17 protein-coding genes and 1 pseudogene are annotated in these 15,403 nt (G+C 66.1%); 11 read left to right on the top strand and 7 right to left on the bottom strand.

The features are described from left to right. The 3 genes and pseudogenes from M3461_16545 to M3461_16555 form a co-directional block, all read left to right on the top strand. A partial coding sequence (locus tag M3461_16545; protein ID MDQ3775836.1) for a hypothetical protein occupies positions 1-671 on the top strand: 671 nt, incomplete at its 5' end. A gap of 460 nt (positions 672-1,131) precedes the next feature. Next, a complete protein-coding gene (locus M3461_16550) occupies positions 1,132-1,452 on the top strand; it encodes a hypothetical protein (protein ID MDQ3775837.1) in 321 nt (106 codons plus the stop codon). Between the two features lie 40 nt (positions 1,453-1,492). Continuing rightward, positions 1,493-2,419 (top strand): annotated as a pseudogene (locus M3461_16555) (site-specific DNA-methyltransferase). Positions 2,420-2,970: 551 nt separating this feature from the next. Here M3461_16555 and M3461_16560 read toward each other — a convergent pair. After that, on the bottom strand, positions 2,971-3,219 hold the full coding sequence (locus M3461_16560; GenBank protein ID MDQ3775838.1) for a hypothetical protein: 249 nt from the start codon (positions 3,217-3,219) through the stop codon (positions 2,971-2,973). A gap of 355 nt (positions 3,220-3,574) precedes the next feature. Between M3461_16560 and M3461_16565 the strand changes: the two genes are divergently transcribed. Together M3461_16565 and M3461_16570 are read left to right on the top strand one after the other, a co-directional pair. Continuing rightward, a complete protein-coding gene (locus M3461_16565) occupies positions 3,575-3,799 on the top strand; it encodes a hypothetical protein (GenBank protein ID MDQ3775839.1) in 225 nt (74 codons plus the stop codon). Between the two features lie 726 nt (positions 3,800-4,525). Beyond that, a complete protein-coding gene (locus M3461_16570) occupies positions 4,526-5,161 on the top strand; it encodes a hypothetical protein (protein MDQ3775840.1) in 636 nt (211 codons plus the stop codon). 46 nt (positions 5,162-5,207) lie between these two features. Here the strand turns inward: M3461_16570 and argB are convergent, their stop codons facing one another. The 4 genes from argB to coaBC form a co-directional block, all read right to left on the bottom strand. Further along, positions 5,208-6,143, bottom strand: a complete 936-nt coding sequence (gene argB, locus M3461_16575) for an acetylglutamate kinase (protein ID MDQ3775841.1) — start codon at positions 6,141-6,143, stop codon at positions 5,208-5,210. Between the two features lie 21 nt (positions 6,144-6,164). Further along, positions 6,165-7,598 (bottom strand): phosphomannomutase/phosphoglucomutase, encoded by a 1,434-nt coding sequence (locus M3461_16580; GenBank protein MDQ3775842.1) that lies wholly within the window; start codon positions 7,596-7,598, stop codon positions 6,165-6,167. 116 nt (positions 7,599-7,714) lie between these two features. Next, a complete protein-coding gene (gene dut / locus M3461_16585) occupies positions 7,715-8,170 on the bottom strand; it encodes a dUTP diphosphatase (protein ID MDQ3775843.1) in 456 nt (151 codons plus the stop codon). Further along, positions 8,124-9,371: a bifunctional phosphopantothenoylcysteine decarboxylase/phosphopantothenate--cysteine ligase CoaBC gene (coaBC, locus tag M3461_16590; GenBank protein ID MDQ3775844.1), complete on the bottom strand. Its 1,248-nt coding sequence runs from the start codon at positions 9,369-9,371 to the stop codon at positions 8,124-8,126. The genes dut and coaBC overlap by 47 nt, the downstream gene beginning before the upstream one ends. Before the next feature lie 205 nt (positions 9,372-9,576). Here coaBC and radC point away from each other — a divergent pair, with 205 nt between their 5' ends. From radC to M3461_16610, 4 genes are all read left to right on the top strand, one after another. Then, entirely contained in the window at positions 9,577-10,251 is a 675-nt protein-coding gene (radC, locus tag M3461_16595; GenBank protein MDQ3775845.1) for a DNA repair protein RadC, read from the top strand. Positions 10,252-10,327: 76 nt separating this feature from the next. Then, entirely contained in the window at positions 10,328-10,564 is a 237-nt protein-coding gene (rpmB, locus tag M3461_16600; protein MDQ3775846.1) for a 50S ribosomal protein L28, read from the top strand. A 10-nt stretch (positions 10,565-10,574) separates the two neighbouring features. Further along, positions 10,575-10,730, top strand: coding sequence for a 50S ribosomal protein L33 (gene rpmG / locus M3461_16605; protein ID MDQ3775847.1), 156 nt, complete (start codon positions 10,575-10,577; stop codon positions 10,728-10,730). A gap of 138 nt (positions 10,731-10,868) precedes the next feature. After that, positions 10,869-11,399, top strand: a complete 531-nt coding sequence (locus M3461_16610; GenBank protein MDQ3775848.1) for a Slp family lipoprotein — start codon at positions 10,869-10,871, stop codon at positions 11,397-11,399. Here M3461_16610 and M3461_16615 read toward each other — a convergent pair. Then, on the bottom strand, positions 11,383-12,270 hold the full coding sequence (locus M3461_16615) for an HAD-IA family hydrolase (protein MDQ3775849.1): 888 nt from the start codon (positions 12,268-12,270) through the stop codon (positions 11,383-11,385). The genes M3461_16610 and M3461_16615 overlap by 17 nt on opposite strands. A 310-nt stretch (positions 12,271-12,580) precedes the next feature. Between M3461_16615 and M3461_16620 the strand changes: the two genes are divergently transcribed. Both M3461_16620 and M3461_16625 read left to right on the top strand, forming a co-directional pair. Further along, positions 12,581-13,426 carry a tetratricopeptide repeat protein gene (locus M3461_16620; GenBank protein MDQ3775850.1) on the top strand — a complete coding sequence of 282 codons (846 nt, stop codon included), beginning with the start codon at positions 12,581-12,583 and terminating at the stop codon, positions 13,424-13,426. Between the two features lie 39 nt (positions 13,427-13,465). Next, positions 13,466-14,551, top strand: a complete 1,086-nt coding sequence (locus tag M3461_16625) for a PA0069 family radical SAM protein (GenBank protein MDQ3775851.1) — start codon at positions 13,466-13,468, stop codon at positions 14,549-14,551. Between the two features lie 26 nt (positions 14,552-14,577). Here M3461_16625 and M3461_16630 read toward each other — a convergent pair whose 3' ends face one another. Then, the gene (locus tag M3461_16630) at positions 14,578-14,775 is read right to left on the bottom strand and encodes a hypothetical protein (protein MDQ3775852.1); all 198 of its coding nucleotides are present in this window, start codon (positions 14,773-14,775) and stop codon (positions 14,578-14,580) included. Positions 14,776-15,403 lie beyond the last annotated feature (628 nt).

A 15,403-nucleotide genomic window follows, 5' to 3' on the forward strand; every position in this document is an offset into this window, starting at 1 on the left:
AGGGAGAACGACTGTCCACCGTGCGGCTCGCGCGCATGCCGGAGAAGCACAAGGCCACGCTCAAGGATACGCTCAGCGAAGAGATAGCGGTGGTGCTCGAGCAGCGGCCCGATCTCACCTTGGTCAAGCTCGCCGATGGGGCGAAGGACAACTGGAGCTACCTCGGTGCGGCCCTCCCCCAGGGTATCGAGATCATCGATTTCTATCATACCTGCGAGCACCTGAAGGCCGCCTTCGATGCGGCGTATGGGGAGAACAGCGCGAAGTCGAAGGCCCAGTTCGAGAAGTACCGCCACCTTCTGCGCGATGAGGCGGATGGCGTCGAGAAGGTCATCCGGGCGCTCTGCCATCTCAGAGATACCCACCCGCGCAAGAGAAAGCTCGCGACCGAGCTTACTTACTTTCGCCGCTACCGTCACCGCATGCGCTATGCGCAGGCGCAAGCGCAGAACCTCCCCATCGGCTCAGGGGTCGTCGAAGCCGCGTGCAAGACGCTACGCGACCGAACGGATGAAGCGTTCGGGGATGCGTTGGCGGCAGGCCGGGGGCCAGGCCATCTTGACGTTTCGCGCCCTCCACCAAAGCGAGCGCTTCGCGCGTGGTTGGAAGCTACTGTCCAGCACCTACAAGCGGACCGTCGAGATCCCCGAAAACGTCGTCCTGTTCCCTAAACGAACGGTGCATTGAGGTCTCAGTATCAGAGCTACACCCAACGGCATGGTTCGATGCCCAGTTGCGCGAACTCGTGCCGTAATGCGGCACTTCTAACTAACTTGAGCGACCGCCAGAGGGTCGCTGAGGCGCGCTAATGCGATCAGAATATGGGCTACCGTGATTTCTCGGTAGCTCGCTGAAACCGCTTCCTCTCCCGCCAATTTCAAACGATATCTGATTCGCCGAACATGAAATCACCCTGAGTCGCCCTGTTTGGCGCATTCAATAACTACCTATACGCTAAACCGCTCGCTTCACAGGACGGACGATGCGGGGCCGAGTCAAACAATCCGACAGCGTGAATCTCTTGCGCCGCCCCTAAGCGCTCACTGCCGAAGATCCGGCGGGCACACTTTCGAGCCCCTGTCGGTCGCGGATCTCGATGCGCACCTCGGCGTCGAGCGAAAAACCCCCTCGGTGCTTCCACTCACGCATCGCGACGATGGGTTGATGTTCTACAAGTGGATGCTCGCCTGGTTCAACGCGCCCACCCCGGTGCGTAGCCATGAGCGCAGGGCGCGAACCGGTGCGTGTGAGTCGCTGATCCGCCGCGCTCGCCATGACCGAGCCCGAGGAGAAGGCCGAGCGCCTCCGGATCATGTGGAATCGCATTACATCGAGCTCGATGCCGCCTATGTGATCGCGGAGCGACTCTCGGGGGAGCCGATGAAGCCGCAAAGCGCTGGCGGGATCACGGAAAGCCTCTCCGATACTATGCTTCGTCGGCGACTGCCGTAAGGTGCTGAAGACGCTGATAGCCGAGGACCTCAGGGTCCAGATGTGCGTGACGTCCTCGCCGTACTGGGGTTTGAGGGACTATGGTATGGCGGGCCATCAGATTGGAGCGCACGCCGGACGAGTACGTGACGGCGCTGGTCGAGGTCTTCCGGCTCGTGTGTGATCTCCTGGCCGACCAGGGCACCGTGTGGCGCAACCTCGGTGACTATGCGACCCGGGTGGGCACGGTCGGCGAGTGTCCGGGAGGGGGTATCCAGGGAGATCGCTGGAAGGGCCATCGGGGGACCCGCCCGGGCTCGGCCAAGCACGCTTCCGGTGCCATGGGTCCGATGACCCAGCCCAATCGCCTGCCACTGCCGGGCCTCAAACCGAAGGACCTCGTCGGCGTCCCCTGGCGCGTCGCCTTCGCGCTGCAACGGATGGGTGGTGGCTTCGCTGGGCATCATCTGGCATAAACCCAATTGTATGCCGGAGAGCGTGAAGGACCGGCCGACTCGTGCTCACGAGTACCTCTTTCTCTTCAGCAAATCGGAGCGCTATTACTACGATCACGAGGCCATCCGGGAATCCGCCTCCTACGGCGATCATGTGCGCAACATGGATAGCCCGTATTGCGTAACCCGGTCAACCAGCGCACACGGGGCTCCGGAAACAGGGGCTCAGCAAGAGCGGCAACACCTCGCGCCGCTATGGCGAGGACTACGGCCGGCCCGGCGCCCACCGGGGAGCCTCCGTGCCCTGGGAAGGCGATCACCGCAACAAGCGATCGGTGTGGTCGGTTTCCAGCCGGCCCTGTCTCGATGCGCACTTTGCCACGTTTCCGTCCGAGCTCATCGAACCGTGCATCCTGGCAGGATCACGGCCGGGAGACATCGTGCTGGACCCCTTCCTCGGCAGCGGGACCACGGCGGAGGTGGCCCAGCGGCTCGGCCGCGGGTGGATCGGGATAGACCTCAATCCGAGCTACACGTCCATGCAGCGGCGCCGCACCGCGCAGATGGCGTTGGCGCTCGGCCGATCGACGGCGAGAGAAGGTAGGGTTGAGATGAACCTCCTTTCTCTTCAACGAGCCGCATGGTTTCTTGTCGGTTCGACGAGCGCCGCCCTGGCCGCGGACACCGCCCGCATCGAGGTCTTCGCCACCGCGCGCACTCCCGTCACAGAGGTCTCCGCACCCGCTGGGCGGGACGCATCAACCGACCCTCTCGATCCTCCGGGCGCATGCGGGCCCCGGTGACCTGTACAGGCCGACCGTCATCCTCACCATCGTTGGGGAGCCATATCTCACGGCGATCCGCGATGCTTGAACGAGGCGCTGGATGAAGCCCGGGCGTAGCCCGGCGTCTCGCCTGCGCGCTTTGCCTCGTGCTGGTCGCCCCCGCGCGATCGCCCGCGCTCGACTCGGGGCCGCTGGCGCGGGGCTCGTCGGCGGTCTCCTCGGGGCCGCCGCTGACGCCCTCGTCGATGGTGGCCACCAGCGCGAAGGCACGCGCATCGAGGCGCACGAGAACGTGCGCGTCAAGGAGGTGGATGTGATCGGCAACCCCATCGCCTCGAGGCCGCCGCGCGGCCTTCGGCGTCGAGTTCCTCTGCAAGAGCGAGGCGCAATCCTCCTCGCCCTTCCACGAACTGGCCTATCTGCGTGCCGATCGCGTCCATCACGGCCAATAGGGCCGCGTCGGGCTCCACAACCTCGGCGCTCAGGAACTCCATGACGCCGATCAGCCCGCCGGCGGCTGCGATGGGGAAGCAGAACGCGCCGTGCATCCGACCTTCCGTGCCGCCGGGAGGCGCGGGAAGTTCGGGTCTTCTTGGCCGGGATCCACGCGGACTGTCCGCTCGCCCAAACCCGTCCCGGCAGGCCGACGCCGGACGCGAAGGTCATGCCCTGGCTCATGGCGGAGAAGTCCGCCAACTGCACGGCCGGGGCGTGCCAGATGTCACCGCAGCGCCATATTAGTAATAACACTAATGGAACTCGGAAAATAAGCACTCTCCCCTTCTCGCGGTCGATGGTCCAGAGTCCAGACCAGTGCCAGCCGAGGCTCTCACAGATGGCCTTTAAGATGGCAGGCATGGCTCGGCCGAGCGTCTCGGACTCCGCCAGCACGCGGGTGGCCGAATGCTGTGCCGCCTGACGCCGGCCCTGAATGGCGATGCGCGTCGCCATCTCGTTCAGCGCGCTCTGGACCTCCACCAACTCGTCGCGGTCGGCGGGATCCACCGGGCATGCCTCGACATCGCCCTCCACGATCCGCCGGGCGATGCGGGCGATGCGCTCGGTGCGCTCCCCGATCCGGCGCACCTGTGCCAGCGCGAGAGTGGCGAGGATGAATCCGAACGGTAACCGCACCGAGCATCCACGCGAGCCGCCGCCGGCTCGCCCCACGCGCCTCGTCGGTGAGCGCGGAGGTGAGCGCATCGGCACGGACCAGGAGTGCTTCGCTGCGGTCGACAATGACGGTGTACCGGCCCGCACGGCCTGCTCGACGGCCCACGGACCGGTTTCCAGGCCTCCTCCAACTCTCGCAGGGCAGTATGCGCCGCGGGCGGGGCAGCAGCGATCACATGCCCTTCCCGCTCTGCGAGCTTGAGCCCACGAGTGAACTCTGCAGCGGGGCCTGCAGCTTGACGAGACGCTCGGCGTCGCCACTGTCTGCCTCGGAGGCATCCTGCCTCAGGCGCTGCAGCAGCACGCGCTGCCGAACGCCATGGTTTCACGACCGAAGCGGCCGTCTGATGTCAGCCCGACAACCAGAAATGCGATCAGACGGAGCCTTGCGAGGGGAGTGGCCTCGGTCTATAACTTCATGGTCGCTTAGTACCTCGTTTCATAAGTACTATCACGTATCGTGCGCTTGCAAAGGCGTGTCGTAGCAGTTGGAGACCCGGCGCTCATTGTGTGGCGCTAGCCCGGCAAACGGGACGACGAAGAGCGCTGCTAGTTAGCGTCAACCGGGTCGTGTCTTCCCGCCGCGCGCGGCAACACACATTATTAAAGCCATGCGCGCGCGACACCGATGATCCGCCATCGCCTTCATCCGCGCACCGCTCACAGAAACAGGAGATCACGATGGACATGGAACACCGTCTGGCCGCTCGGGCCCTGTGTCTTTGGATGGGGATCGCCGCGGGATCCCCCGTACAGGCCGGCATCACCGCCATCAAGTGTTGGACCAATGGCGAGGGCGTGCGCGAGTGCGGCAATGCCGTGCCGACCGAGTATGCCCAGCAGGGACACACGGTTTACAACGATCAGGGCGTTCAGGTCGGGACGCACCAGCGTGCCAAGAGCGGTGAGGAGCTGGCCGAGGAACAGCGCCTCGCGGCGTTGCAGGCCGAGGAGAAACGCAAGACCGAGGAGGTGGCCAAGGCCGACCGCGTGTTCTTGGAGACCTTCGGCAGCGAGGATGACCTGATCCTAGCGCGCGATGGAAAGGTATCGGCGATCGACGGGCAGATCCGCCTCCTCGAAAGCCATATCCACAAGTCCGAGGCGGATCTGGGGCGGCGCATGGTCCTGGTCAAATCGATCGAGCAACGCGGCCAGAGACCCGCGGAGCAGGTCCTTGCCGACATCGAGTCCACCCGCGCGCAGATTGCGGCGCATCAAGCCAACATCGAGTCCAAGCGTCGGGAGCAGGACACCATCCGCCGGCGCTTCGACCAGGACCTGGAGCGTTTCCGCAAGCTCGCGGTACAACGCTGAACGCGAGCCGTTCGCACCGCGTCCGCAAAGGCCAGGGTGCGGATGGTCAGGGCGCCGCGGCGGTGTATTCTCTGCCCGTCTTGCCCCGCCGTTCCCGGATCTGGGTGCCTACGCCCTGGTCGGTGAAGATCTCCAGGAGCACGGCATGCTCCACCCGCCCGTCGATGATATGGGCGCTGTGCACACCGGCCTGGACCGCATCCAGGGCCGCCTGGACCTTGGGCAACATCCCGCCCGAGATCGTGCCGTCGGCGCAAAGCTCGGCGACCCGTAGCGCGGTGAGCCCGGTGAGCAGCCCGCCCTCCCCGTCGAGCACCCCGGCGGTGTTGGTCAAGAAGATCACCTTTTCCGCCTTCATGACCTGCGCCAGCTTCCCGGCCACCAGATCGGCGTTGATGTTATAGGACTGCCCGTCCTCGCCCACGCCGATCGGGGCGATGACCGGGATGAAGTTGCCGCGCAACAGCATGTCCACGACCGCGGTGTCGATGCTCGTCACCTCACCGACGTGGCCGATGTCGATGATCTCGGGGGCCGCCATCTCCGGGCTGGTGCGGGTGAAAGTCAGCTTGCGCGCCCGGATGAGATCGCCGTCCGTGCCGGTCAGCCCCACCGCCGTCCCGCCGTGGCGGTTGATGAGGTTGACGATGTCCTTGTTGACCAGTCCGCCGAGTACCATCTCCACCACATCCATGGTCTCGTCATCGGTGACGCGCATGCCCTGGACGAAGGTGCTCTCCTTCCCGATGCGCCGCAAAAGTTGCGCGATCTGCGGCCCCCCCCCATGCACCACCACCGGATGGATGCCGACGAGCTTCATCAAGACGATGTCGCGCGCGAAACCGTTCTTGAGCCCCGGCTCCACCATCGCGTTACCGCCGTACTTGATGACGACCGAGCGCCCGGTGAAACGCCGGATGTAGGGCAGGGCCTCGGTCAGGACCCCTGCGATCCGCATCGCATCGGCGGGTTGGAGTGCCATATCGCGACCCTTCCCGGCCGGTCAGAACGGGAGCCGCAGGCCGGATCGGACCGATCCGAGCCAGCCCCGAAAGCGCTCCTGGATGCGCCCCAGCGCCGCCGTATCATCGGCCTCGAAACGCAGGATAAGGCATGGCGTCGTGTTCGAGGGGCGGATGAGCCCCCATGCATCGGGCAGATCCACGCGGATCCCATCGACGGTCGCAATCTCCCCGTCCGGGAACGGGATGTCGCGCCCGAGATTGGCCATGAAGGCTGCGTGCTCGGTCTCCGGCATCTCGAGCTTGAGCTCCGGCGTCGAGACCCCGCCCGGCAGCTCGCCGAACACCGCAACGGACGGCCGCCCGTCCCGGACCAGGATCTCCAGGAGCCGGGCGGCCGCATACAGGGCGTCGTCGAACCCATACCACCGCTCCTTGAAAAAGATGTGGCCGCTCATCTCGCCCGCCAGCGGCGCCGCCGAGCTCTTCATTTTGGCCTTGATGAGGGAGTGGCCCGTCTTCCACATGAGGGGCCTGCCGCCGCGCTCCTCGATAACCCGCTTCAGGTGCCGGCTGCACTTCACGTCGAAGATGATCTCCGCGCCCGGATTCCGCGACAGGACATCCTGGGCGAACAGCATCATCTGTCGATCCGGCCAGATGATCTGGCCGCTCCCGTCGACCACGCCCAGCCGATCGCCATCGCCGTCGAAGGCCAGCCCGAGCGCGGCCCCTTCGTTCCTGACCGTATCGATGAGGTCCCGGAGGTTGTCGGGCTGCGCGGGGTCTGGGTGATGATTCGGAAAGCTCCCGTCCACCTCGCAGTAGAGCTCGGTGACCGTGTGCCCGAGGGCTCGCACCAGTTGCGGCGCGAGCATGCCGGGGACCCCGTTCCCGCAGTCGATGACCACTTTGAGCCCCCCGTCCGCAACCGGCGGGCTGTCGCTCGTGATACGCGAGAGGTAAGCCGCGCTCAGGTCTTTGGACTCGAGCCGCCCATCGCCCCGCACCCAGTCTGCGCGGCGGATGCGGTCGCGGATCGCGGTGATAGCGTCGCCCGAGAGGGCCTGACCGTCCAGCACGATCTTAAGTCCGTTGTAGTGGCCGGGGTTATGGCTCCCGGTGATCATGACCCCACTGCCGGTCATAAGCTCATGGGTCGCGAAGTACAGGACCGGGGTCGGCACCATGCCGATGTCAATTACATCGCGGCCGGTCGCGGTCAGGCCGCGGATCAGGGCCGCGGCGAACGCCGGGCTCGACACCCGGCCATCACGGGCTACGGCGATGCGCGGCTGGCCGCGCTCATGGGCCTCGCTCCCGAGCGCGAGGCCGATCTGGTACACGGCCTCCTCGGTCAGGGTCTCGCCCACGACGCCGCGGATGTCGTAGGCCCTGAAGATCGAATCGGACACCGGCTGGCCGGTATCCGGTATCGCGATGGTGCGATCGGTGGCGGGATTAGTCTGGATCATGGCGTGCCTTTTCTCATTGGCAATGGTTCGGTTCGAGTGCCCCCTTGGGGCGCACCGGGCTGGAAGACCGCCGACAGTGTAATACGCCCCGGCTCCGCTTCCAGCCCTGCCGGACCTCATGCCCGGCCCGTATGCCCGAAGCCGCCGGCCTCGCGATGGCTGGGCTCGAATTCTTCGCAGTGCTCGAAGCACACCGGGACGACCGGCACGAACACGAGCTGTGCGATGCGGTCCCCCGGCAGGATGACGAAGGGGTCGCTCCCACGGTTCCAGCACGACACCAGGATCTCTCCCTGGTAGTCCGAATCGATGAGTCCGACTAGATTACCCAGGACGATCCCGTGCCTGTGCCCCAGCCCCGAACGCGGCAGCACCACGGCGCAGAGGCCCGGATCATCGATGTGGAGCGCCATCCCGCTCGGGATCAAGTGCGTCGCGCCCGGCTCGCAACGCAGCGGGGCCTCGAGGCAGGCACGCAGGTCCATGCCCGCCGATCCGCTGCTCGCATAAGCGGGCAGCGGGAAATCACGCCCGAGACGTGGGTCCAGGACCTTGAGCTTGACCCTTCGCACGGAATCTCTCGGCGATGATCGGCACGAGCTGACGCGCCAGCCGGGTCTTGGGGGCACGCGGCAGCAACCGCTCGCCCTCTTGCCAGGAGACCAGCAACTCGTTGTCGTCGCTCTCGAAGCCCTGCCCCGGCTCACCGACTCTGTTGGCGACGATCATATCGATGCCCTTGGCCATGAGTTTCCTCCCGGCCAGGTCGGCCAGCCCGTCCTCGAGGCCCTCGGTCTCGGCCGCGAAGCCGACCGTGAAGGGCGCCGCGGGGCGGGCCGCGACCGCCGCCAGGATATCGGGGGTCGGTTCGAGCGTGAGTGTCAAGGACGCGCCGGTGCGTCGGATCTTGTGACGCGCCGGTTCCGGGCAACGGTAGTCGGCAACCGCTGCCGTGGCCACCAAGATCTCATAGTCGGCGATCCGAGCCATGACCGCGTCCAGCATGTCGGCGGCACTCTCGACCAGGACCCGCTCCACCCCGCGCGGTGCGGAACGAGGAACCGGACCGCTGATCAGGGTCACCGCCGCGCCCGCGGCCCGCATCATCTCGGCCAGGGCATAGCCCATCTTGCCGGAGCTGCGGTTGCCGAGGAATCGGACGGGGTCTATCGCCTCGCGCGTCGGTCCGGCGGTCACGAGTACGCGCACCCCGGCAAGCCACGCCGGCTCGAACACCGCGCAGAGCCCTTCCAGGACCTCGGGGACATCCAGCATGCGGCCCGGCCCGATCTCCCCGCAGGCCTGCTCACCCTCGTCGGGCCCCAAGAAGCGCACCCGGCGCTCCAATAGGATGGCGCGGTTGGCCTGGGTGGACGGCGCAAGCCACATCTCCCGGTTCATGGCCGGGGCCACCACGATGGGTACGGTCGAGGCCAGGCACAGGGTGGACAAGAGGTCATCGGCGAGCCCGTGGGCGAGCTTGGCTAGAAGATGTGCGCTGGCCGGGGCGACCAGAACCGCATCGCACCAGCGCGCCAGATCGATATGGGGCATCGCCGACGGTGCGTCCGGGTCGAATAGCTCGCAGTGCACCCGCTCGCCCGACAGGGCCTCCAGGGTGAGCGGTCCGATGAACGCCGAGGCCGAGCGCGTCATGACCACCCGCACCTCCACCTCGTGCTCGCGGAGCCGCCGGACCAGCTCGGCACTCTTGTAGGCCGCGACGCCCCCCGTGATCCCGAGCAGGATGCGCTTGTGCGCCAAGGCGTCCACCACCGTCGCTACCGCGTCGCCGAGACATCGAGGGCCGGCAGCAGCGTGCGAGCCGCGTCCCCGCGTCCCCCGCGCGCTGGCCAGCGAGACCGGGTCGCAGCAGCGACCCGGTACCCAGGATCCCCCATTACGCTCATAGCCCTCAAGTTTACCGCGCGCAGCGGGCTGCCTATACCCCTGGCCCGATCACGACCAAGAGGTGACCATGACGATCCGCGACTGGCCCAAGGACGAGCGGCCACGTGAAAAGCTCCTGCTGCGTGGGCCGACCAGCCTGTCCGATGCCGAGCTATTGGCCGTTTTCCTGCGCACCGGCGTTCGCGGTAAGACGGCGGTCGATCTCGCACGCCAGTTGCTCCGGCACTTCGGCGGCTTGGCGCCGCTCCTCGACGCCGGTCGTGCAGACCTCTCCGCAGCCAGTGGCATCGGCATCGCCAAGTATGCGCAGGTCCAAGCGGCGCTGGAACTCGGCCGCCGCTATCTGGAGGCGCGGCTTCATCGCGAGGATACCCTGTCCTCGCCGGAGGCCACCCGCAGCTATCTCATGTACCGCCTGAAGGGCCTCTCTTACGAGGCCTTCCTGTGCCTGTTCCTCGACAACCGCCATCGTGTCATCAGTTGCGAGGAGATGTTCCGCGGCACCGTCGATAGCGCGCAGGTCTATCCCCGCGAGGTGGTCAAACGGGCCCTCGTGCTCAATGCCGCCGCCGTGATACTGGCGCATAATCACCCCTCCGGGGAGGCCGAGCCCAGCCACGCCGACCGGGCCATCACGGCGCGGCTCAAGGACGCCCTGGCGCTCATTGAGGTGAGGGTCCTCGACCACCTCGTGATCGGCGATGGGGCGGCGACATCGATGGCCGAGCGCGGCCTCATGTGATCCCGCCGCCCCGCGCGGGTGCTTGGCGGATCACGGCCCCCTGTGTAGAATGCGCGCTCGCCTTCGGGGATACACCATGTCGCGCGTCTGCCAGATCACCGGAAAGCGCCCCGTCACGGGGCATAACGTCTCCCATGCCAACAACAAGACCCGGCGCCGGTTCCTGCCCAACCTCCAGAACCACCGCTTCTGGGTCGAGACCGAGCGGCGGTGGGTGCGGCTCCGGATCAGCACCAAGGGCCTGCGCATCATCGACAAACTGGGCATTGATGAGGTGCTGCGCGATCTGCGCAGCCGCGGCATCAAGGTCTGAGGTAGGCACCATGCGTGACAAGATCAAGCTCAACTCGTCCGCGAAGACCGGGCACTACTACACCACCACCAAGAACAAGCAGTTGCACCCCGAGAAGATCGAGGTCAAGAAGTTCGACCCCGTGGTCCGCAAGCACGTGGTGTACAAGGAAGGTAAGATCAAATAAACCCCCTCGCACCTTCAACACCTCACTGAGCCGGGAGAAACTAGTATCGGACACCCCGGTCGAACCCCCCAGGCCGGCCTGACCGTCGCAGAGCGTCGCAGAGGGGGTCTTATGTGGACCAGAGGGTTGTATTTGTCGGTGGCATGCGTCCTGGCCGGTTGCCAGAGCAGTGTCCCGATCGAGATCCGCGAGCCGGTGCTGGATGCCCCGAGCATCGCCCAGGTCCAGCAAGACCCGCAAAGCGGCAAGGGCAAGCGTGTCCGCTGGGGCGGCGTCATCGCATCGGTGGAGAACAGGGCCGACGACACCTGGGTGGAGGTCGTCTCGAAGACGCTAGGCGATCAAGGCCGCCCGGTGTCGGACGATGTGGCACTGGGGCGTTTCTTCGCCCGCGTCCCTGGATTTCTGGACCCCGCGGTGTACGCGGCGGACCGGGAGATCACCGTCTACGGCGTCGTCGAGGAAGAGGTCAAGCGCAACATCGGCGAAAAGCCCTACAACTACCCGACGGTGCGCAGCGAGCGCCTGTATCTGTGGCCAGTATATCTTGCCGCCCCTTACGGCTATTACCCCGACCCCTACTGGTACGACCCGTTTTATTACCCTTACCGTTACTGGCCCTACCGCCACTGGCGCCGCCACCGCTTCGGGTTCAGCCCGTACTGGTAGCCCCAGCGACAGATACGACGCGGCCGCAACGTTTCGCCGGCGGCCTCGCCAACGTAACGTGTCCGGGGCCACAGGCCCTGGCCGCGGAGACGATGCGGCCGAGCAGCCCGATGTCGAGGTGACCATAGCCGTAGGTGTCGCCGGCGATGACCTCGAACGGCCGGTCAGGGTCGCCCAGACCGTCCACGACCAGCGACGCCCCGTCGAAGTCGTCGTCACGGGTAAAGGCATGGGTCGTGATGACGGTAGCGAGACCCGCGCCGAGCGCAGCACGGTTGCCGTTCCGGGTGTCCTCGATAGCGACGCACTCGCTTGCCCTCCAACCTGTGTGCTCGAGCACATACCGGTAGACGGCCGCAGACGGCTTCTTGGCCTCCACCACATCGCAGGTCGCCACGGTATCGAACCAGTCGACCCAGTCGCCGGGTAGGTTGCCATCGCAGACGGCCCGGACATTTGCCGGTGACGTGCTGCTGGCGATAGCGAGGCGGATGCCGCTGCACCGGGCTTCGTTCAGCAGACGTAGCACACCGGGCCGAAGCGGGACGCCACGATCCGCCAGCATGCGCGCATAGAGCGCCGATTTGGCGCTGTGGAGCCTGCGGGCCAGCTCGATGAGCTGTGCTCCATGGGTCGTCGGCGATACCGACTGCCGCGCATACTGCAAGATCCTCTCTCGGCCGCCGGAGATCGAGAGCAGCCCGGCGTACTCCGCCGGGGACCACGCCCACGACAGTCCGTGTTCGGCAAAGGCCTGGTTGAAGGCCCGACGGTGTACCTCCTCGGTGTCGGCGATGGTGCCGTCGAGGTCGAATATCAAGGCCCGGAGGGCGGACCTGCCGGGCATCTCGCCCCGGCGTACTCTATTCATGACGCGTCCTTTAATGGATCTGAGACCTTAGTCTCGATGTGTCGTCAGGGTTCCCACAGTCGCCTGACGGGATGCACTGGCCTTAGCGCACGTGTCCTAACAAGAAACACACCATCCTGGACACCCGGTGTTCGAATGAGTTCATTCGCCGCGCTGCACCGGAGCGTTCCCGGTGACGTCCGGCGGCCCGGTATCTGCCTCCTCGGGCCATGCGCAGATCGGCGGTAAGATGGACCTGGGTGACCGGGACCCGTGCCCGAGTCGCCGGATCGCACACAAGTCTGGGAGCCGTTATTGCTAGACGCCAAGTATGGACCATCAGGAGACCAATAGACGCCTTGCGGACCTGGTCGCGCAGCCGGAGGCGGACCTGAACCTCGCCGAGGCGGCGCTACTGATAGCGAGCTCGGAGTATCCTGCGCTGGATGTGGCACGCTATCTGGCCCGCTTCGACCGGATGGCGGAAACCATCGGCAAGCGGCTCAGCGGGCGATTCTCCCCCGGCCGCATCATCCTAGAATTGAATCGATTTCTGTTCGACGAGGAGGGTTTCGCCGGCAACATCCAGAACTACTTCGATCCGCGCAACAGCTTTCTGAACGACGTGCTGGAACGCAAGCTCGGTATCCCGATCAGCCTCGCCGTCATCTATCTCGAGGTGGGCCAGCGTCTGGGTCTGCCGCTTGTCGGCGTCTCCTTCCCCGGCCACTTCCTCGTCAAGCTCACCGTGCGTGCCGGGGACGTAGTACTGGACCCCTTCCTCTGCGGGCAATCCCTCAGCCCGGAAGACCTCGAGCATCGCCTGGAATCGGTCCTCCCGGAGCACAAGGCGAACCGCATCGAATTGACGAGCCTTCTCTCGGCCGCGGGCAAAAAACGAATACTACTTCGCATGTTGCGGAATCTCAAGGCCATTTATGCCACCGCCCGAGACCCCTTGCGGGCGCTTGAAATAGTGCGAAAATCCCTCATCATTGATCCGCATCAGCCCCGCGAGGTCCGGGATCGGGCTTACCTCTATGAAAGCCTTTCGTGCTTCCGGGCCGCCGTTCTGGACTATGATCGCTATCTGGAAATGCAGCCCCACGCCGATGACGCCGAGGCGGTACGCGAGCGCCGCATCCACGCGCAGCGCGCCGTGTCGAGCCTGCATTAGTCGGCGGCGCGGAAGTCCGGCGCGGCCGTGCCCTCGGCGATGGCGCCTCTGAGGACCGGTCACCGCAGAGGACGCGGTGCCCACAGCAACCCGGACCCGCGCTGGCTCCCCGGTAGTCGTGAGGCGTTCGACGACGGTTGGAGCTTGGACGACCCCCAGGCACCGTCCCTCGGCACCTCGGTCACCGAGGAGACCGCACGCAGCGCCCTGTCCTTCAACGAATCTCCGGACCTCCCCTTCGACCGCTCTATCAACCCCTACCGGGGCTGCGAGCACGGTTGCGTATACTGCTACGCACGCCCGACCCACGCCTATCTGGACCTCTCCCCGGGGCTCGACTTCGAGAGCCGCCTGTACGCCAAACCCAATGCGGCAGAGGTGCTCCGGACAGAGCTGGCCAGGCCCGGATACCGGTGCCGGCACATCGGGCTCGGGACCAACACCGACCCCTACCAGCCGATCGAGCGCCGCTATCGGATCACCCGCGAGATCATCGAGATCCTGAGCATCTGCCGGCACCCGCTCTCGATCGTCACCAAGTCCGCACTGGTGGAGCGCGACATCGATCTCCTGGCAGAGATGGCGCACGCGGGGCTCGTCGAGGTGTTCGTCTCGGTGACGACCCTGGACCGGGGACTCGCGCGCCGCATGGAGCCGCGCGCCGCGGCGCCGGAGCGGCGCTTCACGACTGTCGAACGCCTGAGCGCGGCGGGGATCCCGACGGGTGTCCTGTTCGCCCCGGTGATCCCGGCGTTGAACGACGCCGAAATGGAAGTGGTGCTCGCGGCGGCGGCCGCGCATGGCGCGCGCTACGCGGGCTATGTCTTGCTGCGCCTCCCGCGCGAGGTTCGGGGGCTATTCGAGGAGTGGCTTGCCTGCCACGAGCCCTTGAAGGCCGGGCGGGTCATGAGCCGATTACGCGACATGCGGGGCGGCGCGCCGAACGGTCCGAACTTCAGCACCCGCATGCGCGGCACGGGCCCGATCGCAGAGCTCTTGCGCAGCCGCTTCGAGCTGGCCTGCCGGCGCCTCGGCCTCAGCCGCTCTCACCACGCCTTGGACACCGGGCAGTTCATCCCCCCGGTGAGGGCTACCCCGCAGATGGATCTCTTCGGCCGGGCGTGAGCCCACCACCGGAACGGGCAAGGTCGTCAAAATTTCCGAGATATCGTCCCCACCACCGTGCCCCGGCAATTCTGCGACCCAAGTCCGCAAAAGACCTCCTCGTTCTCGGCATCCCAATAGCTAACGTCCAGCCCGAATCCCAACACCTCCTTCGATATGCCGAGGCGCCAGTCGAGGTAGCTCTCGCTGTCATTGCCGTCGACGTCGAGATCAGCGATGTCCACCGCATCGACGGTGGTAGCCCACGTGGAAAGGCGACGGCTGGCCGAAGGACCGTACGCGGTGACGAGCCCATGCTCGCACAAGTACAACGGCGTCGCCTGGGCCGCCGGCGACGTCTCTTCTTGATGGTGGCCCGACCCTGGGCACCAGCTACTGGTCGAGCGAAGCGCCACGGGCCGCCACACTCGCCGCGTTTGTGCAAGCCTGCCACGCTCGGCTTCGAGCCGTGCGCGGGTTCACAGCTTGAGCCCGAGTTCGACAAGATCGCCGTGTTCGCGGACGCTGCGGGTGCGCCGAAACACGCCGCTCGCCAGTGTCCGGACGGGATGTGGAGCAGCAAGCTCGGCGGGCTCGAGGATATCAATCACGCGGGTCTCGAGAGTCTGAGCGGGGTTGCTACGGAGTGCCCGCTCTTTTCCTGAAACGCCGCAAGAGCCGCTAAGGCTCACTTCCGCCCACACCCCCGGATAGCAGTTGGAGTTGCATTGAACGGCATCCCCGTTCGTGCCTCTACCGCTCGAGCGACTCGGCGAGCGCGCGAACGACGACGGCCAGAGACCGGCGATGCTCCGGCGGCAGCGCGGGCGCGATGGCCGCGACCGCGACACGGCGGCAGGGTCGACGGCGATC

This window comes from Pseudomonadota bacterium (genome assembly GCA_030860485.1).
GTDB lineage: Bacteria > Pseudomonadota > Gammaproteobacteria > JACCXJ01 > JACCXJ01 > JACCXJ01.